General features: G+C 59.0%; 24 protein-coding genes. 9 read left to right on the top strand and 15 right to left on the bottom strand.

Annotation, left to right across the window (positions count from 1 at the left end):
* Positions 1–84: 84 nt before the first annotated feature.
* The 9 genes from PseuLF5_RS02920 to PseuLF5_RS02960 all read right to left on the bottom strand — a co-directional run bounded on the left by PseuLF5_RS02920 (position 85) and on the right by PseuLF5_RS02960 (position 8,333).
* On the bottom strand, positions 85–1,392 hold the full coding sequence (locus tag PseuLF5_RS02920) for a transporter (RefSeq protein WP_123468965.1): 1,308 nt from the start codon (positions 1,390–1,392) through the stop codon (positions 85–87).
* Between the two features lie 45 nt (positions 1,393–1,437).
* A complete protein-coding gene (locus PseuLF5_RS02925; RefSeq protein WP_340132891.1) occupies positions 1,438–2,184 on the bottom strand; it encodes a hypothetical protein in 747 nt (248 codons plus the stop codon).
* Between the two features lie 44 nt (positions 2,185–2,228).
* Entirely contained in the window at positions 2,229–2,909 is a 681-nt protein-coding gene (locus PseuLF5_RS02930; protein ID WP_336346641.1) for a C39 family peptidase, read from the bottom strand.
* Positions 2,910–2,972: 63 nt separating this feature from the next.
* Complete coding sequence (locus PseuLF5_RS02935; RefSeq protein ID WP_123468959.1) at positions 2,973–3,965, bottom strand: heme utilization protein; 993 nt, start codon at positions 3,963–3,965, stop codon at positions 2,973–2,975.
* Between the two features lie 73 nt (positions 3,966–4,038).
* A complete protein-coding gene (locus tag PseuLF5_RS02940; protein WP_123468957.1) occupies positions 4,039–4,614 on the bottom strand; it encodes an adhesin in 576 nt (191 codons plus the stop codon).
* Position 4,615: 1 nt separating this feature from the next.
* On the bottom strand, positions 4,616–5,065 hold the full coding sequence (locus PseuLF5_RS02945; RefSeq protein WP_123468955.1) for a hypothetical protein: 450 nt from the start codon (positions 5,063–5,065) through the stop codon (positions 4,616–4,618).
* Positions 5,066–5,424: 359 nt separating this feature from the next.
* Positions 5,425–5,949 (bottom strand): AAA family ATPase, encoded by a 525-nt coding sequence (locus PseuLF5_RS02950; RefSeq protein WP_340133265.1) that lies wholly within the window; start codon positions 5,947–5,949, stop codon positions 5,425–5,427.
* Positions 5,946–6,509, bottom strand: coding sequence for a nicotinamide riboside transporter PnuC (pnuC, locus tag PseuLF5_RS02955; RefSeq protein WP_340132892.1), 564 nt, complete (start codon positions 6,507–6,509; stop codon positions 5,946–5,948). The genes PseuLF5_RS02950 and pnuC overlap by 4 nt, the downstream gene beginning before the upstream one ends.
* Positions 6,510–6,698: 189 nt before the next feature.
* The gene (locus tag PseuLF5_RS02960) at positions 6,699–8,333 is read right to left on the bottom strand and encodes a methyl-accepting chemotaxis protein (protein ID WP_340132893.1); all 1,635 of its coding nucleotides are present in this window, start codon (positions 8,331–8,333) and stop codon (positions 6,699–6,701) included.
* A 305-nt stretch (positions 8,334–8,638) separates the two neighbouring features.
* On the opposite strand from PseuLF5_RS02960, the gene PseuLF5_RS02965 reads away from it, so the two are divergent.
* On the top strand, positions 8,639–9,469 hold the full coding sequence (locus PseuLF5_RS02965) for an undecaprenyl-diphosphate phosphatase (RefSeq protein ID WP_340132894.1): 831 nt from the start codon (positions 8,639–8,641) through the stop codon (positions 9,467–9,469).
* Positions 9,466–9,894 (top strand): DUF1294 domain-containing protein, encoded by a 429-nt coding sequence (locus PseuLF5_RS02970; RefSeq protein ID WP_123468945.1) that lies wholly within the window; start codon positions 9,466–9,468, stop codon positions 9,892–9,894. The genes PseuLF5_RS02965 and PseuLF5_RS02970 overlap by 4 nt, the downstream gene beginning before the upstream one ends.
* A 30-nt stretch (positions 9,895–9,924) precedes the next feature.
* Here the strand turns inward: PseuLF5_RS02970 and PseuLF5_RS02975 are convergent, their stop codons facing one another.
* Both PseuLF5_RS02975 and PseuLF5_RS02980 read right to left on the bottom strand, forming a co-directional pair.
* Positions 9,925–10,284, bottom strand: a complete 360-nt coding sequence (locus PseuLF5_RS02975) for an MmcQ/YjbR family DNA-binding protein (RefSeq protein WP_123468943.1) — start codon at positions 10,282–10,284, stop codon at positions 9,925–9,927.
* Positions 10,281–11,189, bottom strand: coding sequence for a LysR substrate-binding domain-containing protein (locus PseuLF5_RS02980; RefSeq protein ID WP_340132895.1), 909 nt, complete (start codon positions 11,187–11,189; stop codon positions 10,281–10,283). The genes PseuLF5_RS02975 and PseuLF5_RS02980 overlap by 4 nt, the downstream gene beginning before the upstream one ends.
* 127 nt (positions 11,190–11,316) lie before the next feature.
* Between PseuLF5_RS02980 and PseuLF5_RS02985 the strand changes: the two genes are divergently transcribed.
* Positions 11,317–11,928, top strand: a complete 612-nt coding sequence (locus PseuLF5_RS02985) for an FMN-dependent NADH-azoreductase (protein ID WP_123468939.1) — start codon at positions 11,317–11,319, stop codon at positions 11,926–11,928.
* A 237-nt stretch (positions 11,929–12,165) separates the two neighbouring features.
* Positions 12,166–13,203 (top strand): alpha/beta hydrolase family protein, encoded by a 1,038-nt coding sequence (locus tag PseuLF5_RS02990; RefSeq protein ID WP_123468937.1) that lies wholly within the window; start codon positions 12,166–12,168, stop codon positions 13,201–13,203.
* Between the two features lie 41 nt (positions 13,204–13,244).
* On the opposite strand, the gene PseuLF5_RS02995 is transcribed toward PseuLF5_RS02990, so the two are convergent.
* Both PseuLF5_RS02995 and PseuLF5_RS03000 read right to left on the bottom strand, forming a co-directional pair.
* Positions 13,245–14,432, bottom strand: a complete 1,188-nt coding sequence (locus PseuLF5_RS02995) for an MFS transporter (protein ID WP_222832851.1) — start codon at positions 14,430–14,432, stop codon at positions 13,245–13,247.
* A 223-nt stretch (positions 14,433–14,655) separates the two neighbouring features.
* Positions 14,656–16,242 (bottom strand): ABC-F family ATPase, encoded by a 1,587-nt coding sequence (locus PseuLF5_RS03000; RefSeq protein WP_123468932.1) that lies wholly within the window; start codon positions 16,240–16,242, stop codon positions 14,656–14,658.
* A gap of 379 nt (positions 16,243–16,621) precedes the next feature.
* Between PseuLF5_RS03000 and lpxO the strand changes: the two genes are divergently transcribed.
* Complete coding sequence (lpxO, locus tag PseuLF5_RS03005) at positions 16,622–17,521, top strand: lipid A hydroxylase LpxO (RefSeq protein ID WP_123469190.1); 900 nt, start codon at positions 16,622–16,624, stop codon at positions 17,519–17,521.
* Positions 17,522–17,663: 142 nt separating this feature from the next.
* Here lpxO and ku read toward each other — a convergent pair whose 3' ends face one another.
* Entirely contained in the window at positions 17,664–18,530 is an 867-nt protein-coding gene (gene ku, locus PseuLF5_RS03010; protein ID WP_123468930.1) for a non-homologous end joining protein Ku, read from the bottom strand.
* 199 nt (positions 18,531–18,729) lie between these two features.
* On the opposite strand from ku, the gene PseuLF5_RS03015 reads away from it, so the two are divergent.
* Both PseuLF5_RS03015 and PseuLF5_RS03020 read left to right on the top strand, forming a co-directional pair.
* Positions 18,730–19,071 (top strand): hypothetical protein, encoded by a 342-nt coding sequence (locus PseuLF5_RS03015; protein WP_340132896.1) that lies wholly within the window; start codon positions 18,730–18,732, stop codon positions 19,069–19,071.
* 50 nt (positions 19,072–19,121) lie between these two features.
* Positions 19,122–20,267 carry a PQQ-dependent sugar dehydrogenase gene (locus PseuLF5_RS03020; protein ID WP_267801894.1) on the top strand — a complete coding sequence of 382 codons (1,146 nt, stop codon included), beginning with the start codon at positions 19,122–19,124 and terminating at the stop codon, positions 20,265–20,267.
* 140 nt (positions 20,268–20,407) lie between these two features.
* Here the strand turns inward: PseuLF5_RS03020 and PseuLF5_RS03025 are convergent, their stop codons facing one another.
* The gene (locus PseuLF5_RS03025) at positions 20,408–21,508 is read right to left on the bottom strand and encodes a GNAT family N-acetyltransferase/peptidase C39 family protein (protein ID WP_222832853.1); all 1,101 of its coding nucleotides are present in this window, start codon (positions 21,506–21,508) and stop codon (positions 20,408–20,410) included.
* A gap of 92 nt (positions 21,509–21,600) precedes the next feature.
* Here PseuLF5_RS03025 and PseuLF5_RS03030 point away from each other — a divergent pair, with 92 nt between their 5' ends.
* On the top strand, positions 21,601–23,175 hold the full coding sequence (locus PseuLF5_RS03030; RefSeq protein WP_340132897.1) for a RimK family protein: 1,575 nt from the start codon (positions 21,601–21,603) through the stop codon (positions 23,173–23,175).
* A gap of 7 nt (positions 23,176–23,182) precedes the next feature.
* On the top strand, positions 23,183–24,106 hold the full coding sequence (locus PseuLF5_RS03035; RefSeq protein ID WP_123468920.1) for a magnesium transporter CorA family protein: 924 nt from the start codon (positions 23,183–23,185) through the stop codon (positions 24,104–24,106).
* Positions 24,107–24,243: the final 137 nt, after the last annotated feature.

Consider the following 24,243-nt stretch of genomic DNA (forward strand, 5'->3'; position numbering starts at 1 on the left):
AGATCGTGGCCTGCGGCAACTCTTGCCGGGATTACAAAATCCCGATGCAGGAGCTGCCGCAGACCGCGATCTTTTGCTGTGGCTTTAGAAGTAGTACGGGAATTTCAGGCTAAAGGAAAAGTCCGGGGCATCGTCGGTCAGACCGATCGACAGGTTTGGAACAATGGTCAGGTTGTCGGTGGCCGCAATGGTCATGCCGACGTTGAAGTAACCGGCGTTGGCGTCGCTGGACACCACCGATTGCCAATCCCCGCCATCCTGTTTCAGCTTGCTCTTGCGCTGCACCAGGTCAGACACCGAGAACGACATACTCATCTTCTCGTTCAGCGCAAACGCAATACCGGCGCCGATCTGGAAGCTGTCGCCGATCTTCACTTTGCCCGGGTTTTTCTGGTTGACGGTGGAGCTGATGTCGTCAAACGATTCCTCCAGGTTGTGGGTGTAGGACAAGCTGCCGAACAGCACGGCCGGATCGAACGTCTTGACCAGCGAGATCCCCGGGGTGATCGACCAGACGCCGTTGCCCGTCGGCAGGGTGTCCGGCACGAACAGGTTGGAGTTGGCGTCGGTCTGGCGCAGTTTGATCCCGAACGGATCCTTGCCGGTAGGCGCCTTGACGCGCAAGGTGACCACGGCATCCGGCGTGTTGACCGACTCGTCGAGGAACTTGTAGGCGATGCCGAAGTTGACGTCGCCGATGGTTGGATCGCGATCAACGTCCTGTTCGGTGGTGACGTTGGATGCGCCGCCATTGCCGCCGCCGGACTGATAAGTCGAACTGCGGTAGACCACCGGCACGTTCAGGTCGAACTGCCAGCGGTTGTCGAAGTTGTAGCGACCCGTAAGGTCGAGGGTCCAGGTGTCGGCCTTGATCCGGTCCAGGTTGATGTTGCCGAGAAAGATCGAGTCCAGTGCCAGGAAGCCGTTGAGGATCAACTGACGGGTGTCGTAGCGCGAATAGGTGATGCCGGTTTCAACGCTGAATTTGCCCCCGCCGAAGAAGCCGCTGGCCTCGTCGTACAGGTTGGACACACTCTGTGCCGGTTGCGAATCGTCGGCCAGCGATTGCCCGTAAGAAGCACCACTGCCCCCAGCCGCGCCCCCCGACGCTGCGGCGGCACCGGTACCGGTAGCCACTTTGGGATTGCCTTTCATGTCAGACGGCGACTTGGCCAGACGTTTCGGTTGCGGTGCCGCCGGCTGGTCTTCGACCTGGCGGACCCGCTGTTCGAGCACCGCCAAGGCCTTTTGTTGTACTTCGTAGCGTTGCTTCAGCTCCAGAAGCTCTTGTTTCAGGGCCTCTACGTCGGCGTCCGGTGCCGCTTGCAGCATTGCTGCAGGTAGAAGAGTGCTCAAACATACAGCGGCACGCAGTGATACTGATCGATACATGAATAAGCCGTCCCTTTAAGCCCAATGATCGAGACTCAGCGTAGTTCAATATCCGATAGTGCGTAGTGCCCTGAGTTGAGTCAGGTTGCAGTCCAGTGCACCGGCGCTCATACCGTTATTGTTCAGGACGACGTTGAGTTGAGTCATGTTGTTGACCACGTTGGCACTGCCCAGCAAGCGCGTGTTCTGCAGCAGGCCACCCTGAGCGACTTGTTGCAGCGCCGTGCCTTGGTTTCCCGAGGCCTGGATCGCCATCTGCACGCCACTGCCGGAGGCCGAAACGGCGACGCTGCCGGCGGCGTTGCTGGCACCGATGGTCTGCCCGGCCATCAGGGCCTGGCCTTGTGCGGGCGCCAGTGGTGGAGGGGTGCTGGCTTCTTTTACATTGATGGCGACATTGTTGTTGGCAGTGTTGCCGTCGCCGGCGGCGCGTACGCTCTGGGTCACGCCCTGGCTGCTGTTGAGGCCGGCGCCACCGGAGATCGTGCCGGTACCCGCCGCGAGGGTGCTGCCGTTGCCGTGTTCCTTGATCGTTTGCACATAGAATTCAGGTTTTACCGTTGCAGCTTGAAGTTGCATCGAGGTCGAAGCCCCGATCAGATCGCCACTGGCGTTGCGCCAGGTACTGCTCATGACAATGCCGAAGCTGATAATCCGCCCCGGCATGACGTAACGACCACGTAGTTCGGACAACTCCTTGTCCTGTATCTCGATAGGTTTGAATCCTGCATTGGCATAGCCTGACGCACTCGCTGCCAGGCAGGCGGCGGCCAGCCAGTATGAGGTTTTCATTTGCTGCTCCCGGGACATCCAGCCCCATTCTTTATAATCGGCGATTAAAAGAAGTCGCTCTGTATGAACCCGAAGTCCATCAATTCAGCATCTTTGACCGGGTTGAAGCCATCCAGCTTGTTCTTGGCCGTCAGCGGTACAGGAGGGCTACGCAAGGCGTTGGCCTTGTCATATCCGGGACCGACGATGGCGAAAACGATGCCGTTCCAACCTTTGACAAAGTCATCATGTTTGTAGCGTTTATGGCCGAGTACCGGGTCTCCGATGTAAACCCAATCCTTGTCCGAGCGCTGCAGCACGACGAAATGCTTGTAGCCGCGAATTTCCATCAGTACCACCACCGGGATGGTTACCGCTTCAAGCTTCTCCGGTGGGATCTTGTAGCCCCTGGCGCGCATGCCGATGCTTTCTATGTAGCGCTTCATGTCGAGCATGGAAAACCCTTGAGTACGAACAAGGTCCTGGTCTGCGTTGACCAGCATGCCTTTGATGATGTGCTCCTCATCGACGTCGAGCCAATAGGCCTGGCGTAACACCGTTGCCAGTGCGGCAGCGCCGCAGCTGAAATCGGTTTTCTGTTCGACAATGTCGGCAAACTTGCGCTCACGAATGCTTTGCACGTCCTTGTAGATCAGCGTGCCACCCGGCAGGGCAGCCACGGGAATCTGACCGGCCTGAGTCAGGCCACAGACACAAAGCAGAGCGAAAAGAGCAGTTTTACGCATGATCGATACGCCTTTGCGGACTGAGGAAAAGCCCCGTTTCCGGGGCTTTCGTTTCGATCGCGATTACATGCAGGCTTTGCAACCTGCAGCGATGGACAGCGAGTTGCTTTGTTGGTTGCCCACACCTGCCGAGACGTTGGCTCCGCCGTTGCCGGAGAAGTTGTTCATCGAACCGGTCATGGTTGCGGTGTTGGTCACAGGGTTTTTCCAGCCATCTTTGGTCAGCACTTGCTGAGTGGTGACGCCAGCGAGGCCAAAGGTGCCCACAGCTTCGAACTTGGCTTTCTGGTCATCGTTGCCGCCGTGGCCGCCGCCACGGTTTCCATAACCACCGTGGTTGTCATCGTCTTCGATGGTCGCAGTGCCTTTGGCCTTGAACACGCCAGCGGCTGCGAAAGTACCGGTAAGGGTGTCTTTTTTGTAGGTCTGCACGCCTTTGTTGTCTACGACCAGGCCAGTGGAGGACTGGTTGGCAGCAGCAGCGGCAGTAGCTACACGACCACCCGATACGGCGATTGCCAGGTTGTTTTTCTGTTGGTTGAAGTTGCCGGAAGTCACGTTGATGCCGATGTTCCCGGAACCGTTGTTGCCAGCGTTGTTAAGTGTAGCGGTGTTGATGGTCGACGAGTTTTTCACATAGTTGTTGTTGTTGACTTGAGTGGCACTCGAGGCAGCAACAGCAGTACCGAAGATGAAGCTTTCGTCGGCGGTGGCCAGGGCAGCGGCGTTGTCTTGTTGGTTGCCATCGCCGGCTGCAACGTTGGCGCCCATGTTGCCGTTGGAGTTGTTCAGCGAGTTGTCAGCACTCGCGTCGTTTTCAGTGCCCTGGTTTTTCACCACGTTGCCATCGCTGTTTTGTGCATCGAGCACTGCAGCGCCGGCACCGGCGGTGATTTGCAGAAGTTGTTCCAGGGTAGGGCCTTTTGGTTCATGGTTGCCATGACCATTGCCGTGCCCGTTACCATGATCGTCATTACGACCGCCTGCCTGTGCTGCGATTGCCATCACTGCTGCAAGTGCGAAAACCAGTGGTTTGAGAGCCATTGTAGGTTTCATGGTGTTTCTCCATCGTGCTTATTAGTTGGTTAAGTGTTGGTACTTTCTAATTGCACTGCTTTTGTTGTTTGGGTCAGTCTGCGACCCGGATGCTCAGGGTGTTAGCCATTCGGTTCCCCACCCCGGCACTCTGGTTCACCTGGATTACCCCTCGGCTGCCGGTGAAGGCCTGATCACTTGTCGTGACCTGGCGACTGCCGGATGAGGTGCCAGTTGCTCCTGAGCTCGGTAAAAGCGCCACGTTCTGTTGTGAAAGGGCACTGTCGTCAACGCTCTGCGGGGCAGCACTGATGCTGACGCGTGTCACGTTGGCCATCTGGTTGTTGGCACCGGCACCCTGGTTCACACCCAGGATCCCGTTACCATTGCTGAAAGAGTTGCCGCCAATGGTGGTGCTGGCGTTCATCGACGGGTTGGCAGGTGTATCGAGTGTTTGTCTGATGATGGTCGTAGCGCTGGCATTAGTGCCGATGGCGATCGCCTTGGTGTTGGTCTGTTGCATCTGGTCGCCGGCGGCCTGGTTAACGTTGAAGTTGCCGCGGTACTGGATACCGGTGTCCTGAATGTCGGCGTTGTTCACTGAAGCGGGATCAGCGGCCATTGCACCGGCACAGCTGAAAAGGGCAAGCAGCAGAAGGGAACGATTCATCTCATTGGCCTCCAGCCATGCGGGTCAGCGGTGCCAGACCGCTGCTCAACGAGCGATTGATCGTGTTGGAAATCGCGCCGCCACCACCGCCGCCGTGTCCGGCACTCATGCCTGGCAGGCCGTTGGGGTTGGTCAGTACGTTCATGCCGGGCATGTTCGAGTTCGGCGTGATCACGTTGCTGCGAATCGAACTGCCGCTGGCGACACCGGCAAAGTCACCGTCATTGAGTTCGGTGCTGGTCATCGCCTGATTGATTCGACTGGAAGGGTTGGCATTGACCGTGGTTGGATAGGGGTCTTTGCCGCCGCTGCGCCCGATGGGAATGGGCTGGACGTCGCGGTTGAGAACGATCACGCCATTGCCTTCGGCCTGAACGTTGAAACTGATGAATGTGCTGGCTGCCGATCCAATCAGCAGAAGGCAGGTCAGGCCTTTATTGAAGTTCCCCACGGCGGCAATTCCTTCTTCAGTGGGCTGGCTCTTGTCAGCGTTGGGAAGGAGAGAGCGAAAGCTGTGCCGCTTTTGAATTATTCTTTAAATTCAATGGGTTGTGAGAAAGGTGTGCGCTAATGACACATAACCTGTTTCAACGCTGATACATCCACCCGGCTGTGAGGTCGTCTGTTGGCGCCATAAAGCTCTGGAACAAGGGTTTGCGCGGAGGTGTTTCACTGGTGTAACAACTCGTGTGACAAAGCGAAGAATGCCGCTGAAACGGCCACTTTGCACTCGGGCGAGTGTTTCAGGAACGGACACTTTGCCCTCAAAACAGGGAGAACCAGCAGGGGAAAGGCGCGCGTTAAGCCGGGTCAGGCAGCCAGTAGATCCGCCACCGCAGCAAAGGCCTGGGCCTGACGCCCGGCCCAATCGCCCTGAATCACCTGATAGCGCTGATGATGGGTTTGCAGCCAGTTGTGCGTGGCCTGGTAAAACGCCAGGCGCTGCCCCAGATCCGGCTGACAGCGCTGGCCGTCATCGGTCCAGTCGATGTGTTCCGGGGACAACAGCAGGTGCAGATCGTAATGCCGGGCCAGCAGTTCCGGTTCCAACCAGTCCGGGCAATCGCCGAACAACGTCTGGCTCCAGAGGATATTGCTCAGCAGGTGGGTGTCGAGAATCAGCAGCGAGGGGCGTTGCGCCCGCGCCTGATCTTCCCATTGCAACTGGCCCCGAGCGATCTGGGGAATATCGCTCAAGTAGGTGTCACGCGGATTCTGCTCGATGAACCAGCGTACATATTCGTCCACCCGCACGCCGCCGAACTGTTGTTGAAGGCCCGCTGCCAGCCAGCTCTTGCCGGTGGATTCGGGGCCGGTCAGCACCACCACTTTCATGAGCGCAACGCCGGGTCGGCGCGCCATTCGCGAAAGCCCTGAACCGCAATCAGCGTGAACAACCCGTAGAGGGCCGCCGTGAGGTACAGGCCTTTATAAAGAAAGAGGCCGACGAAAATCACGTCGAGCACAAACCACAACACCCAGCATTGCAGACGTTTCTGCGCCATCCACAGTTGCGCCACCAGGCTGAAACCGGTGAGCGCTGCGTCGAGCCACGGCTGTGCAGCGTCGGTCCAGTGGGCCATGGCGGCGCCAAGCAGCCCGCTGCCGACGGCGCCGATGCTCAGGCCGATCAGCAGCGAACGTCGATCAAGACGTGTCACTTCACGGCCATCGTGCATCGTCCCGGCTCGGGTCCATTGCCACCAGCCGTAGACTTGCAGCGCGGCGTAGATCACTTGCAGCAACATGTCCGAGTACAGCTTCACGTCATAGAAGATCCAGCTGTACAGCAGCACCATGACCAACCCGATCGGCCAGCACCATGGATTCTGTTTGACCGTCAGCCAGACGGCGATCACGCCGAGGGCGGCGGCAAACAGTTCAAGCCCGGACATGTGGGTTCCTTGGAGGAATTGAGGAGGGGGCGGATTGTACCCAAAAACGCTGTTGGCGGATTAAACGTCGCCCCACGAAGATCTGTGTGAACCAAGCTGCTGGCGATGGCGATGGTGGTCTGTCAGACACTGAATGGGTGTCTGACAGAGCTGATGGCTAACAGGCTGACGCCCTCATTGTGATTGCGGTCAGACGCGGAACTGGCGCAGCAACTGGTTCAGTTGTTCACTCAACTGCCCCAGCCTCACACTGGCCATGCTCGACTGTTCTGCCGCCAGCGCCGTGCTGTGGGATAACCCGGCCGCCTGAGTCACGTTCTGATTGATGTCCTCGACCACGTGCGCCTGTTGCAGGGTGGCGCTGGCGATCGAGGCATTCAGGCCATTGAGATTGCGCAAGGCCTGGCCGATGGCATTCAGACTTGCCCCGGCCAGTCCGGCTTGCTCAATGGTCAGCTGCGACGCCTTGCTGCTGTCGCCGATGACCTTGACCGCTGCCTCGGAATGATTCTGCAAGCGCTCGATCATCGACTGGATCTCTGCGGTCGACTTCTGCGTGCGCTGAGCCAGCAGGCGCACTTCATCGGCCACCACGGCAAAGCCGCGGCCTTGCTCGCCGGCCCGCGCCGCTTCGATGGCGGCGTTGAGGGCGAGGAGGTTGGTCTGTTCGGCAATCGAGCGAATCACCTCCAGCACGCTACCGATTTGCGTACTCTCGGCGGCGAGGGTGCGAATCACCTCCACGGCCTGGTCGATGGTGCCGGATAGCCGGTCGATCTGCTGCAAACTGCCGTCGATGTTGATCTGGCCCTGTTGCGCCTGTGCTTCGGCGTCACGCATTTCGGCAGCGGCATGCTCGGCGTTTTTCGCCACATCCTGCACGCCGTAGGTCACTTCGTTGATCGCGGTGGCCACCAGTTCCATCTGCTGCGACTGCTGCTGGCTACGTTGCTGCGCCTGCGCGGCATCGTTGCCCAGCTCGCTGGACGACTGGCCAAGGGCACTGGCCGACACCTGCAAGTCGCCGATCACCCGGCGCAGTTTGGCGGTGAACGCGTTGAAGTGATGCGCCAGCTCAGTGACTTCATCCTTGCCGTGAGTATCGAGGCTACGGGTCAGATCGCTTTCGCCACTGGCGATGTTTGCCATGGCGTTCACGGTTTCCTGCAGCGGACGAACGATGCTGCGCGCGATAAGGATCACCAGCAGCGCCATGATCACGGCGATCACCAGGCCGATGACCGTAGCTTTGATCACCTGACCCTGGAATTCCGCCTGAACGTCGTCAACGTAAACGCCGGAGCCGAGCACCCAACCCCACGGTTCGAACAGTTTGACGTAGGAGGTCTTGGCCACCGGCTCGCTCGCACCGGGTTTCGGCCAGCGGTAATTGACCATGCCGGCGCCTTTCGATCGGGCGATGGCGACCATCTCGTTGAACACCGCAAAGCCGTCCGGATCGCGGATCGCCGAGAGGTTCTGGCCTTCGAGTTTCGGGTTGGTCGGGTGCATGACCATCACGGGCGTGAGGTCGTTAATCCAGAAGTAATCGCTCTGGTCGTAGCGCAAGCCACGGATGGCGGTGAGCGCCTGCTTCTGCGCGGCCTCTTTGCTCAGGGTGCCGGCCGTTTCAAGGTCGTGGTAATAGCTCAGCAGGCCACTGGCGGTCTGCACCACGTGTTGGGTTTTCAGGGCTTTGGCGTGATACAGGTCGTCGTGGATCTGCTTGAGCATCAACACGCCCAAGGTCAGCAACATGACCACCGCCACAATCAAGATGAGCCACAAGCGTCGGCTGATCGACACACTGCGCAAGCTGTTCATAACGCTGTCACTCCGGGTTCTTTTTCTTGTAATAAACGACCGCCAGCATCCAACCACGATTTTGTGAGCGGGCATACGCGACCCAAGTCGTATAACGCGGCAGCGCTATTAAGGCTTGTCTGTTAGGATTTCGGCCCCGCGCGTGAAAACCTGAATCCAAATTGATATTTCACGGAATTTTGACCGTTTCGTGTGGATCCTGTGCGTGCGGAATCGGTACAGCCATTTGCAGCTACGCTGATCGCAGTGAACGCTAGAAAAATACTATCGGAGCATGCCCACGTGCATCGCTCTTTGGGGGATTGATGGATCTTTGGACGGCCTTGCAGGCACTGATACTAGGCGTTGTAGAAGGGCTTACGGAGTTTTTGCCCATTTCCAGTACCGGACACCAGATCATTGTTGCCGACTTGCTCGAGTTCGGCGGCGAACGGGCCATGGCGTTCAACATCATTATCCAGCTCGGTGCGATTCTCGCGGTGGTCTGGGAGTTCCGGCGCAAGATTGCCGACGTGGTCATCGGTTTGCCGACCCAACCGAGTGCACGGCGCTTTACCGCCAATCTGCTGATCGCCTTCCTGCCGGCCGTCGTGCTCGGGGTGGTGTTTGCCGACCTGATCCACGAATACCTGTTTAACCCGATCACCGTTGCGACGGCGCTGGTGATCGGTGGCCTCATCATGTTGTGGGCGGAAAAGCGTCAACATGAAGTGCATGCCGAAACGGTCGACGAAATTACCTGGAAAGACGCGTTGAAAGTCGGCTTCGCCCAGTGCCTGGCAATGATTCCCGGTACGTCGCGTTCTGGCTCGACCATCATTGGCGGGCTGTTGTTCGGCTTGTCGCGCAAGACCGCGACCGAGTTTTCGTTCTTTCTGGCCATGCCGACCATGGTCGGTGCCGCCGTTTACTCGGGCTACAAGTACCGTCATCTGTTTGTGCCGGCGGACTTTCCGGTGTTCGCCATCGGCTTCGTCACGGCGTTTATTTTCGCCATGATCGCCGTGCGCGGCTTGCTCAAGTTCATCGCCAGCCACAGCTATGCGGCGTTTGCCTGGTACCGGATTGTCTTCGGTCTGGTGATTCTGGCGACCTGGCAGTTCGGCTGGGTGGACTGGTCGGCCGCCAAACCATGAGTGACTCCCGTGCACGTCGCCCGGAGGGTCGTCCGTCAGGCGGCAGTATCCAGAACCTGAAGCTGAAACTGCTGGTTTTGGCGATCGTCTGCGCGTTGCCGCTGTTCGGTTCGCTGTCGATGTGGCTGCGCGGGATCTCGCTGGTGCCACTGACCGCCTATGGTGTGGTCAGTGTGCTGGCGTTCTTCATGTATTGGGCGGACAAGCGCAAGGCACGCGCCGATGCATGGCGCACGCCGGAAAACATTCTCCACGCCGTGGAACTGGCCGGCGGCTGGCCGGGCGCGTTGATTGCCCAGCAAGTGTTCCGGCACAAGACGCGCAAAGTGTCGTTTCAGATTCTGTTCTGGGTGATTGTGGCATTGCACCAGGTGTTCTGGATCGACCAGTTGTTCCTCGGCGCGAACCTGCTTTCATTGTTCTGAGAATTCAGCCAATCCCCTACAGGATTGGCGTCAAAGCAATAATCCGATTCGGGTTTTCTTGGGCAACTTACTCACCACCAGTTGATGCGAACGCATCAGCAATCCCTGCAGTTCCTCCGCACCCAGCGGGTAGGGCGGGTGCATGATGATCCACTGCGCCCGCGCCAGATACGGCGCCGGGTGAATGCCCGGGCGGTCGCAATGGCCGAGGAACAGATCCTTGTCGACCTTGAATGCCAGCGAATCGCCGCGCAAACCCTGCAAGGCGAACATCTTGTTACCGGCAATCGAGAACACCCGCACGCCGCCCCATTTGTAATCCTCTCGAGCGCCCGGCAACGCCAGGCAGAACGCTGCCACGTCGGCTTCGCTCATCTTTCCCTTGCTCATAACAACCGCTCCCCACAGGCATTGAACGATTCGATCAGGTGGTCGATCCACGCGCGCACCGCCGGCATCACCCCGCGTCGATGCGGGTACACCGCTTGCAGCCAGCCGCCGGGCAACGACCATTCGGGCAGCAGTTGCACCAGCGAGCCGTTCTGCAGTTCCTCTTCGCAGTACATCATCGGCAGCAGGGTGAAACCCTGGCCGGCCAGCACGCAGGCCTTGCGCACTATAAAGTCGTCGATACCCAGCCGTGCCTCCATATTCAACTCGAAACTTTTGCCGTGCTGGTCGAGCAGGCGCACATGGACCAGGCGATCGGCTTCCAGTGCGCCGAGCACCGGCAGGTTCTTCAAATCCTGCGGATGGCTGATCGACTGCCGCTCGGCGAACGCCGGGCTCGCCACCACGACTGTCTGCGCCTGGCGCAGGCGCCGGGTGACCAGCAGCGGGTCTTCGTCACCCGATTCGCGTACTCGCAGTGCGACATCGAAGCCCTCGGCCACGAGGTCCACCCGGCGGTTCAGCAGGACCACTTCCAACTGCACCTGGGGGAATTTGCCGAGAAAATCGCTGATCACCCACGGCAACATTTCCCGCGCCAGACCGGTCGGGCAGGACACCCGCAGGCGCCCACGCGGTTCGCTGGACATGCTGGCGACGGCTTCATCGGCCATTTCCGCTTCCAGTAACATGGCCTGGCAGTGGCGCAGATAGCGTTCGCCAACCGCGGTGAGGTTCAACTGGCGCGTGGTGCGTTGCAGCAAACGTGCGCCGAGGCGTTCTTCCAGTTCGGCAATGCGTCGCGACAGGCGCGACTTGGGAATGCCCAACAAACGGCCGGCCGCCGCAAAGCCACCGGCTTCGACCACCTTGGCGAAATAGTAGAGATCGTTGAGATCTTGCATGGTGATATTCAACTGTTCTATCAGTGGGACGAACTATCGCATTGTCGGCGGCTAATCATCTATTGGTTTCTTCCGTAGGATTGTCTCCATTCCGTCGCCACCGGCGATTCATTCCAGGAGATTCCACATGAAACTGCTGCATATCGATTCGAGCATTCTGGGCGACAACTCGGCTTCCCGTCAGTTGAGCAGCCAAGTCGTCAAAGCCTGGCAAGCCGCCGAGCCAACTGCTGTGGTGACTTACCGTGACCTCGCCGCTGACGCCATCAGCCACTTCTCGTCGACCACCCTGGTTGCCGCCGGGACGACTGCAGAACTGCGCAACGCCGCACAACAGCACGAAGCCGAACTGAGCGCCTCGACCCTGGCCGAGTTCATCGCCGCTGACGCCGTAGTGATCGCGGCACCGATGTACAACTTCACCGTGCCGACCCAGCTCAAGGCCTGGATCGACCGCGTTGCCGTCGCCGGCCAGACTTTCCGTTACACCGAAGCCGGCCCTGAAGGCCTGTGCGGTGGCAAGAAAGTGGTGATCGTTTCCACCTCCGGCGGCATTCATGCTGGCCAGGCCAGTGGCATCGCCCACGAAGAGTATCTGAAACTGGTGCTGGGCTTCCTCGGCATCACCGATATCGAAATCGTCCGCGCCGAAGGCCTGGCGTATGGTGAGGAAGTGCGCAACAACGCCATGACCGCCGCTCAAGCGAAGATCAGCGAGCAACTGTTTGCCGCCGCGTAAGGCTTGCGTAAAGAACAGCTGATGTTCAGGCAAGGCCCAAAAAACTCTGTATTCTGGTTCCGCAAGGGCTAGGTACAGAGTTTTTTGTTTCTGACTGTTGCATAATCTGGCCCGGGTTATGCAATCAAACGATCAACGTCTGCGTGCAACGCCGCGCCGGATCACCGAGCCTCAGGGTTTCGGGCGTGTCGGAACATAAAGGATCTTTCGCTTGAGTAACACAGGGTGGGCCATCCCATGATGCGTCTTTGTGCAACGTTACTGATTTGCCTGCTTGGCAGCCTCGGTTCAGTGCATGCCGCGCCCGGGCGACACCCCGTGTGGAGTGTCGGTTACCACGAGATGACATTCCTCGATCCGCTGGACCTGCAACCGATGCGCGCCATCGCTTTCTATCCTTCCAGCGATCGTGAGCACACCAGCCTGCTTGAAGGCTACAAGGTCGAGGCTGGCGAAGACACCAAGGTCGCCATTGGCCGCTTTCCGATGTTGATGCTGTCCCACGGCAACACCGGCACCCCCATCGCGCTGCATGACCTGGCCACCTCGCTGGCTCGCAAGGGTTTTGTCGTGGTCGCGGTGATTCATCCCGGCGACAACTCCAAAGACCACAGCCGACTCGGCACGTTGAGCAATCTCTACGGGCGGCCGATCCAGATTTCCGAAGCGATCACCGCCACCCTCGGCGACCCGATGCTTTCGCCATTTGTGAATGCCGATCAGGTCGGCGTGATTGGTTATTCGGCCGGCGGCGAGACCGCGTTGATCCTCTCTGGCGCGCAACCGGATCTCGATCGTCTGCGCCGTTACTGCCTGGAACGTCCCGACGACCGCGATGCCTGTAACACTCAGGGCGAGCTGATCGTCGATCGCGATGACTTGCAGCCAGTGGCCGATTCGCGCGTGCATGCGCTGCTGCTGATGGCGCCACTGAGTCTGAAGTTCGGTCGCCACACCCTGGCGGACGTACATGTGCCGGTGCTGCTGTACAGCGGTGATGGCGACAAACTGGTGGCTTTCGACAAAAACGCCGCCGCCCTGGCACGCAAACTGCCGACTGCTCCGGACTTCAAACTGCTCGCGGGGGCAGGGCACTTCGTGTTCATGGCGCCGTGCAACGAAGAGCAGATCCGCGCCATGCCGGCGCTGTGCACCGACGCCGACGGCGTGGATCGCGAAGACATCCACCGCAATCTGATCTCCGAAGCCGGGCAATTCTTCTCGCGCACGCTGGGCAAGCCGAGCCGGGCGGGGATGCAAACGGCGGATCAATGATCCTGGTCCTTTGCAGGCTCATTCCTGCAGGGGCTGTCCAGTCAAGACATCGCCCGGCGCTTGAGCAGCAAGGTCAACCCCAGCCCGGTCACCGACAGTAGCGCTGCACTGAAGAAAATCCACGAATACCCCAAATTCAGCGCCACCGCGCCCATCAGCGGCCCGGCAATCGCCAGCGCCAGATCGAAGAACACCGCGTACGCGCCCAACCCCGAACCCCGGCTGGAATTGGGCACCTGTTTGATCGCTTCAACACCCAGTGCCGGGTACACCAGCGACAAGCCAAAACCCGCCAGGCCCGCCCCGATCAACGCGAACGCGGTGGACGGGGCCAGCCACAACAGCACCAGGCCAACGGTTTCGATGGTCATGCAGGCAATCGCCGAATTGAATCCGCCAAAACGGCTGATTGCCGAAATGAACAGCAGCCGCGACACGATGAAACATACGCCAAACACCGTCAGGCAATACGCCGCGCCGCTCCAGCCCCGATTGAGGTAATACAGAGTGATGAAGGTAGTCAGCGTGCCGTAACCGATAGACGCCAGACTCAAACTGGCGCCAAACGGTGCAATGCGCCCGAACACCGCCCAAAAAGGCAGCCGTTCGCCGCGCACCACCGGCACTGAGGGTTTATTGCGGATCAGCACCAGAGCGCCCGCGGCCAGTACTGACAGCGCGATGCCGAGGCTGGAAAAACCGTAATCGGCGACCATGACCACGCCCAGCGGCGCGCCAATCGCAATCGCGCCGTAGGAGGCAATGCCGTTCCAGCCGATAGACCTTGCGGTGTGCTCGGCACCGAGCTGGCCCATGCACCAACTGATGGTGCCGACCCCGATCAAGCCCTGCGCGACCCCGAGCAATAGGCGTCCGACAATCAAAATCAGCAGGCTCGGCAGCGGATAGTCTTGCAGCAACGACGAGATCAGCGTCAACAAGCCACTGAGCGCAATCCCCGACAAGCCATAAACAATCGCGCGTTTGGTGCCGATGGTGTCCGACATGCGTCCGGCCATTGGCCGGCTGAGCAGGGTGGCCAGGTACTGTGAGCCGATCACCAGTCCCGCCACAATGGCGCTGAACCCCAACTGTTCATGGACGTAACCGGGCAACACCGCGATCGGCAGGCCGATGCAGAGGAAAGCGATAAAGGTATAGAACACGATGGAGACGATCTGCAGGGTGATCGCCATGGTGCTCTGCGGGGGCAGTTGCTGCGCAGACATGAGGACTCGTTCGCGGGCGGCGGTGGGAGAGTCGGCATGATGGCTTGGCGCTGGAACAAAAGGAAGCAGGCTAACTATTTTTCCTGGCTATCCCGATTGTTGCTGATAGCCTGCTCGCGATTGTGTCGGTACTCGCATAACTACTGGCTCTGGAATGCAAAAAGCCCCGTCACATGGACAGGGCTTTTGCTTGAGGCTCGCGGCTTAACGCTGGCAGCTGCTCTTAGAGCACCACACCCTGACTACGCAGGTAGTCATCGTAAGTGCCGCTGAAGTCAGTCACGCCATTCGGGCTCAGCTCGATGATGCGCGTGGCCAGGGACGATACGAACTCACGGTCGTGGCTGACGAAGATCAGCGTGCCCGGGTAGTTCTCCAGCGCCAGGTTCAGCGCCTCGATCGATTCCATGTCCAGGTGGTTGGTCGGTTCGTCCATGATCAGCACGTTCGGCTTTTGCAGGATCAGCTTGCCGAAGAGCATGCGACCTTGCTCACCACCGGAAATCACCTTGACCGATTTGAGGATCTCGTCGTTGGAGAACAGCATGCGGCCCAAAGTACCGCGAATCATCTGCTCGCCCTGAGTCCACTGACCCATCCAGTCGAACAGGGTCACGTCGTCTTCGAAGTCGTGCGCGTGGTCCTGAGCGTAGTAGCCCAGCTCTGCGGCGTCGGTCCACTTGACGCTACCGGCATCCGGGGTCAGTTCATTGACCAGGGTGCGCAGCAGGGTGGTCTTGCCGATACCGTTCGGACCGATGATCGCTACGCGCTCGCCGGCTTCAACCTGGAAGCTGAAGTCTTTGAACAGTGGCTTGCCGTCGAAACCTTTGGCCATCTTTTCGACCATGACCGCCTGGCGGTGCAGCTTTTTGTTCTGCTCGAAACGGATGAACGGGCTCACGCGGCTGGAAGGCTTGACCTCGGCCAGTTGGATCTTGTCGATCGCCTTGGCGCGGGAAGTGGCCTGTTTGGCTTTCGAGGCGTTGGCCGAGAAGCGGCTGACGAACGATTGCAGCTCGGAAATCTGCGCTTTCTTCTTGGCGTTGTCCGACAGCAGTTGCTCGCGGGACTGGGTCGCCACGGTCATGTACTCGTCGTAGTTGCCCGGGAACAGGCGCAGCTCGCCGTAATCCAGGTCAGCCATGTGCGTGCACACGCTGTTCAGGAAGTGACGGTCGTGAGAGATGATGATCATCAGGCTGTTACGCTGGGTCAGGATGTTTTCCAGCCAGCGAATGGTGTTGATGTCCAGGTGGTTGGTCGGTTCGTCGAGCAACAGCACTTCGGGATCGGAGAACAGGGCCTGAGCCAGCAATACGCGCAGTTTCCAGCCTGGCGAGACTTCGCTCATCGGGCCGAAATGCTGTTCCAGTGGAATGCCCAGACCCAGCAGCAGTTCACCCGCGCGGGATTCGGCGGTGTAGCCGTCCATTTCGGCGAACTCGGTTTCCAGCTCGGCCACGGCCATGCCGTCTTCTTCAGACATTTCCGCCAGCGAGTAGATGCGGTCGCGTTCTGCCTTGACCTTCCACAGCTCTTCGTGACCCATGATCACGGTGTCGATCACGGTGAATTCTTCGTACGCGAACTGGTCCTGGCGCAATTTACCCAGACGCACGTTCGGCTCGAGCATGACCTGGCCGCCGGACGGATCAAGGTCGCCGCCGAGGATTTTCATGAAGGTCGACTTGCCGCAACCGTTGGCGCCGATCAGGCCGTAGCGGTTGCCCGCGCCAAATTTGACCGAAACGTTTTCGAAGAGCGGCTTGGCGCCGAACTGCATCGTGATGTTAGCTGTAGAGATCAAGAGTTTTTCCTGCGAAGCATTCTTAAATTGCGAGGGTGCGGCCGGAGCGCTGGGCCCGAGTCGAAGTGCGCTGAAGCGGGACAGTCCCGTCATCAACCAAGGGGGGCGCGTAAAGTTTGGCGGCGATTGTACTGGTCTGGCTCTTTAAACGATAGGGCGATGATGCCGCGGCTGCTGTTTGGCTGATTCAGCGGACAGTTTTTCACAGATGAGGTTCACCATCGGTTACAAAGTATGGCTAAAATGCCATCCATTCGCCCGGCGCCCACTCCGGCGTCGGCTCAAGGACGTGCCATTTGTTTCCAGACCTCTGCATAAGACGCCCGGCCCCGAGCCGCCAGGTGCGCAGTTTGTTCACTTCTGACGTGTGACGATTTCCGTGAAACTCATCATTGCTGCTATTTATGTCATTTCCATTGCATACGTTCACCTGCGGGGGCGTGTGCGTCACAAACTGGGTCGGCAACTGAGCGATCACTCGACCTTCCTTGCACCGATCAACTGCTTCCTTTATTTGTTCTCGAAGATCCCCAGCAAGCCTTACCTGAATCCGGCGGAGTTTCCTGATCTCAGCCCGTTGCAGGCGCATTGGCAGGAGATCCGCGAAGAAGGTCAGAATCTGTTGCGTGCCGGCGAGATCAAGCGCTCCAACCAGTATGATGACGTCGGTTTCAACTCGTTCTTCAAAAGCGGCTGGAAGCGTTTCTACCTGAAGTGGTACGGCGAAAGTCATCCATCGGCGATGAAGCTGTGCCCGCGCACCACGGAACTGGTGCAAAGCATCGGCTCGATCAAGGCGGCGATGTTCGCCGAACTGCCGCCGGGGTCGAAACTGGTACGGCACCGCGACCCCTATGCCGGTTCTTACCGCTATCACCTGGGCCTGGATACGCCCAATGACGCCGGTTGCTACATCAACGTTGACGGTGAGAACTACCACTGGCGCGACGGTGAGGCGGTGGTGTTCGATGAGACGTTCATCCATTACGCCGAAAACGCCACGGACAAGAACCGCATCATCCTGTTCTGCGACATCGAGCGCCCGATGAAGTACCGCTGGGCGGCGGCGTTCAACCGGTGGTTCAGCCGCACGGTAATGTCGGCGGCGGGCGCCCCGAATGATGCCGGCGACAAAACCGGCGGCATCAACCGCCTGTTTACCAGAATCTACAAAATTCGCCTGCGCGGCAAAGAGCTGAAAAAACGCAATCGCATGCGGTATTACCTGGAGAAATGGGCGATTTTCGCTGGCTTGCTGGCGATCTTCATCCTGATCTGAAGACCGCGGCGCCTGTGGGGCCGCCTTCGCGGGCAAGCCCGCTTCGACAGGGGCTGGTGTGATGCACAGAACTCATTCACACCGCCAGAACCTGTGGAAGCGGGCCTGCCCGCGAAGGAGCCCTGACCGTTGGCGCAATTGATCAAGAAGCCTTCTTGGTCTTCTTTGCCGGGGCCGCCTTGGCCGGCTTCGCTGATTTTGCCTTGGGTTTTGCCGCTGCTTTCCCACCCAGACTGCGTTTGAGCAGCTCGGTCAAGTCGATAACATCCGCCGTTTTGCGCTCCTCTTCGCCACCCACAGTCTCGACATCCTCGATCTTGCCTTCATGGGCTTTCTTCTCGACCAGCGCCATGATCTTGGCTTCGAATTCATCCTTGTAGTCTTCGGGTTTCCAGTCTGCGCTCATGTCTTCAACCAGGCGCCTGGCCATGTCCAGTTCGCCCTTGGCCAGTTGCGGCTTGGTCACTTCGCTGCCCAGATCCAGCTCGTCGAGCCCGCGGACTTCCTGCGGCCAGCGTAACTTCACCAGCACCAGTGCCGACTCCAGCGGCATCAGCGCGGCCAGATACTGGCGCGTATGCAGTACCACCCGAGCGAGGGCGACTTTGTTGGTCTTGCTCAGGGTTTCACGCAGCAGCGCGTAGACCTTGCCGCCCCGTTTGTCCGGTGCCAGGTAGTAGGGCGTATCGATGTTTTGCAGGGGAATCTGATCAGCCTCGACAAACGAGAAAATATCAATGGTCTGGGTGGACACCGGGTGCGCCGAGCGAATTTCCTCCTCGCTGAGCACCACATACCGACCTTTCTCGTAAGCCACCCCCTTGACGATATGGTCTTTGGTGACCTCTTTGCCGGTCACCTTGTTCACCCGTTTATAACCCACCGGGTCCATGCTGCGGCTGTCGAGCCAGTCAAAGTCGACGCCTTGCGAGGCGGTCGCCGACACCAGCGCGACCGGGATGTGAACCAGACCGAAACTGATCGCGCCTTTCCAGATTGCCCGAGCCATGGTGTGTTCTCCAAGTGATGATCAGGTGACCTTGAGCGCGCCACGAAAGTTTCCGCTGACTGCGCTTCAGCAGGCGCAGCAGTCAAGTCGTGTTACATGTTGTTTAAAGCGGACGGGTTAACAAATCCGAACCCTGAGCGTAGCGTGGACTCGAACGCTGCAACCCCAGCCCATTCCCTGCGCATCGAGAGGCTGCTTCATGAACCGCTTTCTGCTTGGCATCGTTGCCTTGGCTCTCAGTGCCGGCCTGGCTCACGCTGAAGCCCTGAGGCCATCCGCGCCGTTGCTGCTTGCGCAAAGTCCTGCCGGCAACAGCAACAATCCCTATAACAGCCCGATTCGCCGGGCCAACCCCAACAGCATGCAAGGCACCCAGCCCAGCACGCCGCCCATGCGCGGGCCGAACACCGTACCGACACCGCGTCAGCCCACCGTAGAGAATCGCGGTATCGGCAACGGCCAGCCGATTCGCTCAGTGCCGGCCACGCCACCCACGTTCATTCCCAACCCGCCCTCGCGGGATACCGGCAGCAACCGTTGAACGGCAGGACCGCGTTCTGTCAGCCTTTCAAATGACAAAAGGAATCGTGCATGTTGCGTAAAACCCTTTTAGCCAGCCTGTGCGCCGGCGCGCTGATCAGCGTCCCGGTACATGCCGCCGCCCCCAAGGCGCTGCAAAGCGAACAGGGCAGTCTTGAAGTCACCACTCTGGCCCAAGGGCTGGAGCATCCCTGGGCGCTGGCCTTTTTGCCTGATCGGCAAGGCGTGCTGGTGACTGAGCGGCCGGGCAACCTGCGGGTCGTCGCGGCCGACGGCAAGCTGTCCGCGCCCATCGACGGCGTCCCGGAAGTCTGGGCCAAGGGGCAGGGCGGTTTGCTCGATGTCGTGTTGTCGCCGGACTTCAAGGCCGACCGGCTTGTGTATCTGTCCTACGCCGAGGGCGGTGCTGAAGGGGGCAAGGCCGGGACGGCGGTCGGGCGCGGGCGCTTGTCGGAGGACCTGAAGACCCTCAAGGACTTCAAGGTGATCTTTCGTCAGGAGCCGAAGTTGTCGGTGGGCAATCATTTCGGCTCGAGGCTGGTGTTCGATCGCGACGGTTATCTGTTTATCACCCTGGGCGAGAACAACGATCGGCCGACCGCACAGGACCTCGACAAATTGCAGGGCAAGATCGTACGTCTCTATCCCGACGGCAGAGTGCCGGACGACAATCCATTCGTGGGCCAGTCCGGCGTGCGCCCGGAGATCTGGGCCTATGGCATTCGTAACCCGCAGGGCGCGGCACTCAACCCATGGACGGGCACCCTGTGGGAAAACGAGCACGGGCCTCGGGGTGGCGATGAGGTGAATATCATCGAACGCGGGAAAAACTACGGTTGGCCGTTGGCGACCCACGGCATCAACTACTCGATGCAACCGATTCCCGAAGCGCAGGGTGAAACCGCTGAAGGCACGGTCGCACCGCATCATGTCTGGGAAAAATCGCCGGGTGTCAGCGGCATGACGTTCTACGACGGTGATCGCTTCAAACCGTGGCAACACAACGCGTTTATCGGCGCGCTGGCGACCCAAGAGCTGATTCGCCTGCAGTTCGATGGCGACAAGGTGGTGCATGAAGAGCGGTTGCTGGGCGAGCTGAAACAGCGGATTCGCGATGTGCGCCAAGGGCCGGATGGTTACTTGTATGTGCTGACGGATGAAGAGAATGGATCGCTCTACAAACTCGGCCTGAAGTAACACCTTCCAAGGAGGCAATCCACCTAACTGTGGCCAGGGGATTTATCCCCGTTGGACTGCGCAGGAGTCACCTGCTTCTCACAGGGGGCCGCTACGCGACCCAACGAGGATAAATCCCCTCGCCACAAAAGCAATCCTGCTCATTGCTCGCGGGTATACAACACCACCGCCGCCCGCAACTTGCCCCGGCCAAACCGGCACATCTTCTCGAACTCGCCATGACTGACCGGTACATGCTGGCAGTCCATGGGCTGCCGATGCTGGCTGTGATCGACATCGGGGTCATGCAGGTAAACGAAATCCTCGTCGCAGTCGGTCACCACCACCCAGTGCGGCGACTTGGAGCGGGTCAGCCGGTAACTGCTGATCAACACCAGAGGCTGCCCGCCCGTATCCAGCAAGCGGGGTAGATCCAGCGGTGTACCGATCAGACACTCGACATCGGTCTCGGCCAGCTGCGCGGTGAATTCCTCATGGACCAGGCGCATGACGTCTTTTTTATGCGCATCGCGCACGCCGTCGAGAAACAGGGGACCTGCCAGGCTGACTTGCAAGCGCACGCGAAAGCCGCGGCTCCACGCGGCCAGCGCCAGACCTTGCGGGCTGCAGCCACCGTGCCCGGAGGTCATGAACACTGTGGTTGCTTCACGCCAGAGCTGCAATTCTTCGCGTCGCTCCAGCAAGCGCTGCGATTGCAAAGCGCCCATGGCCATCAACAGGCAGGCCGGGCCGCAGGTAAATTCAGTGGTTTGCGGGTAGTAGGGCACCTTTATGTTGCGTGAGTCGCGATGCTGAAGAATGCGTTTTTCCAGGCGCAAGGCGTCGGCATGGTCTTCGTAGTAATCATGAATCAGGGCAAAGCGCCGGTAGCCGTTACGTTCGTACAGGGCAATGGCGGCGGGGTTGTCGATCCGCACCTCAAGACGCAGGTAGGCGCAATCGTGTTCCAGGGCGATGGCTTCGATGCGTTGCAGCAGTTGCTTGCCCCATCCGCCGCCGCGCGCCTCGCTGGCGATCGCGATGGAGTACAACCGCGCCAGCGACGTGCCGCGATGAAACAGGACCAAGGCGTAACCGAGCAATTGGCCTTCGCGCTCCGCCACGAGCAACTGGCCATGGGCGCGAGTAATCATCCACTGAAAACTGCGCGCCGTGAGCCGGTCCGTGGTGAAACATTGCATTTCCAATGCCAGCAGCGCCGGCAAATCTTCAACTACCGCCAGACGAAAAACAGCACTCATATGACCACCGTAAAAGTTGCGTAACGAAACGGGACTTTCGAAAAACTTCGTGCTTAATAGAAATGGTCTTGTTCTCCAACGGATCAATCTCTATGTCAGCGGTACAGGGTCATTGGCGCGAAGTATCCGAGCAAAGTTTGCCGGCGGCAACTTATTTAAATTCAACGGCGAGAACTTCCAGTCAAGTGCTGATCATTGTCGAACGCAAGGAAGACTGGGCCTCGTATTTTCCCAGCGAAGGCATCGTCACCGCCCAGGAATATCTGGAACAGACCCGCGAAGCCGAACCGGGCAAGCGGGTGCAGGTGATCAATCTGTGCCGCAGTTACAAGTACCTGGGCCACGGTTATTACTGCTCGCTGTTGGCCGAAGCCCGTGAGCACAAGGTGATTCCGTCAGTACGCACGATCAGTGAACTGACCCGAAAATCGCTGTACGGGCTGGCACTGGACGACCTGGATAAAACCCTCGAAAAAGCCCTCAGTCATCATCTCTACAGCGATACCGAAGGCTTTACCCTGACCCTTTATTTCGGCCGGACGCATATCGAGCCGCTGCAGGATTTGGCTCGGCAGTTGTTTGAAGTGTTTCCGTGTCCGATCCTGTTAGTGGAGTTCGGTCGAACTAACGGCTGGCACATCGAAGGTATAAAATCCGGCGCGCTGCATAAGTTGCGCGATGATCAGGAAGATCAGTTCGCCAATGCGCTGGATGGCTTCAGCCGTAAAATCTGGCGTGTTCCGCGTTCTCCGCAAGTGGCGCGTTATGACCTGGCGATCTTGCACGATCCGCAAGAAGCCTTGCCGCCTTCCAACGCCAAAGCGCTGGAGAATTTCGTCCGGGTCGGCAAGACCATGGGCATTGATGTCGAACTGATCGAGCGCAAGGACTATGCGCGCCTGGCCGAGTACGACGGTTTGCTGATCCGCGAAACCACCAGCGTCGACAACCACACTTACCGCTTCGCGAAAAAGGCTGAAAGCGAAGGGCTGGTGGTGATGGATGACCCGACGTCGATTCTGCGCTGCACCAACAAGGTCTACCTGACCGACTTGCTCAACAGCCATCAACTGGGCATGCCCGCCACCGAAATTCTCTACAAGGAGCGACCCGAAGACTTCGAGCGGGTGGGCGAGCGCCTCGGGTTTCCCTTGGTGCTGAAGATTCCCGATGGTTGTTTTTCCCGCGGTGTAATCAAGGTCGAGAGCCAGCAGGCCTTGCTCGAAGCCACCGCCGAACTGTTCGAGCACTCGGTGCTGTTGCTGGCCCAGGAGTTTTTTTACACCGAGTACGACTGGCGCATCGGCGTGCTCAACCGCAAACCGATCTTCGCCTGCCAGTACTTTATGTCCAAGGGCCACTGGCAGATCTATAACCACAAGGCCAAGGGCCAGGACGTCAACGGCGAGTGCCGGACGCTGGCGGTGCACGAGGCGCCCCGGGCAGTGGTCGAGCTGGCGGTGAAGACGGCCAACCTGATTGGCGACGGTCTCTACGGCGTCGATCTGAAACAGGCCGGCGACAAGGTGGTGGTGATCGAAGTCAACGACAACCCCAATCTCGACGCCGGCATCGAAGACGCGTATTTGCAGGACGATCTGTATTCACTGGTACTGGAAGAGTTCGTGCGACGGCTGGAACTGAAGCGCCGCGGCCAGGCCTGGTGACCTGCCGATGATCAACAGTTTCGCATTGAGCCACGGCGCCTTGCAGCGGGTTGAACGACTGGACGCCGAGGTGATGCTGTTCAGCAACCCGGACGCCGCCGAACGTGACTTGCTGCACAGCCATTTCAAGGTCGACGAGCACGCGCTGGCCTCGGCGCTGGATCCGGACGAGGTATCGCGGATCGAGTTTCACCCCGATCATCTGTTCCTGATCTGGAAGCGCCCGGAGAACTATTCTGGCGGTGGCAGCTTGGCGTTTGAGGTGTCTTCATGCGGTCTGCTGTTTGCGCCCGGGCAATTGCTGGTGATTGCCACTGACGACACACCCTTGCATGGCCTCGGTTCCCGGCAGCCGTTGAACACCCCGCTGGATGTGTTGCTTGATCTGCTGTTCAACAATATTCATCACTACCTGGGGCACTTGAAGGTGATCAAACTGGTCGCTCGCGAGTTGCAGCAGAAATTCAATGCTTCGATGCAGAACCAGCATCTGATTCAGATGTTCAATCTCAGTGAGAGCCTGATTTATTACATCAATGCCTTGCACAGTAATGGCGCGGTGCTGACGCGGTTGCGCAATCATGCCGAGAAGCAGCATTTCGGCAGTGAGGCGATCGGGTTGATTGATGATCTGATCATCGAGAACAACCAGTGCTACAAGCAGGCGGAAATCTACTCGACGGTGTTTTCCGGGCTGATTGATGCGCGGGGCAATTTGATGAACAACAGCATGAATAATCTGTTGCGCAAGCTGACGTTGATCAATGTGGTGTTTTTGCCGTTGAACCTGGTTGCGAGCATTGGCGGGATGTCGGAGTTCAGCATGATGACGGCGGGGACGCCCTGGTGGGTTTCTTATCCTTTGTTTCTTGGGGTGATGGTGTTGGGGGCGGGGGGGATGTTGCTTGGGCTTCGGCGGTTGGCCCGGTGATCTTGGCGGCCTTTGGGCCGACCATGCTCTGGTCGGGGGTGTGTGAATATCCGTTGCTTCGGGTGTGGCGGCTGGCGGTTTCGCCCTTACGGCGACTCACTTTTTTGACAAACGCCTCAAAAAAGTAAGCAAAAAAG

The sequence above is a fragment of the Pseudomonas sp. LF-5 genome (assembly GCF_037626295.1).
Taxonomy (GTDB): Bacteria; Pseudomonadota; Gammaproteobacteria; order Pseudomonadales; family Pseudomonadaceae; genus Aquipseudomonas; species Aquipseudomonas monsensis.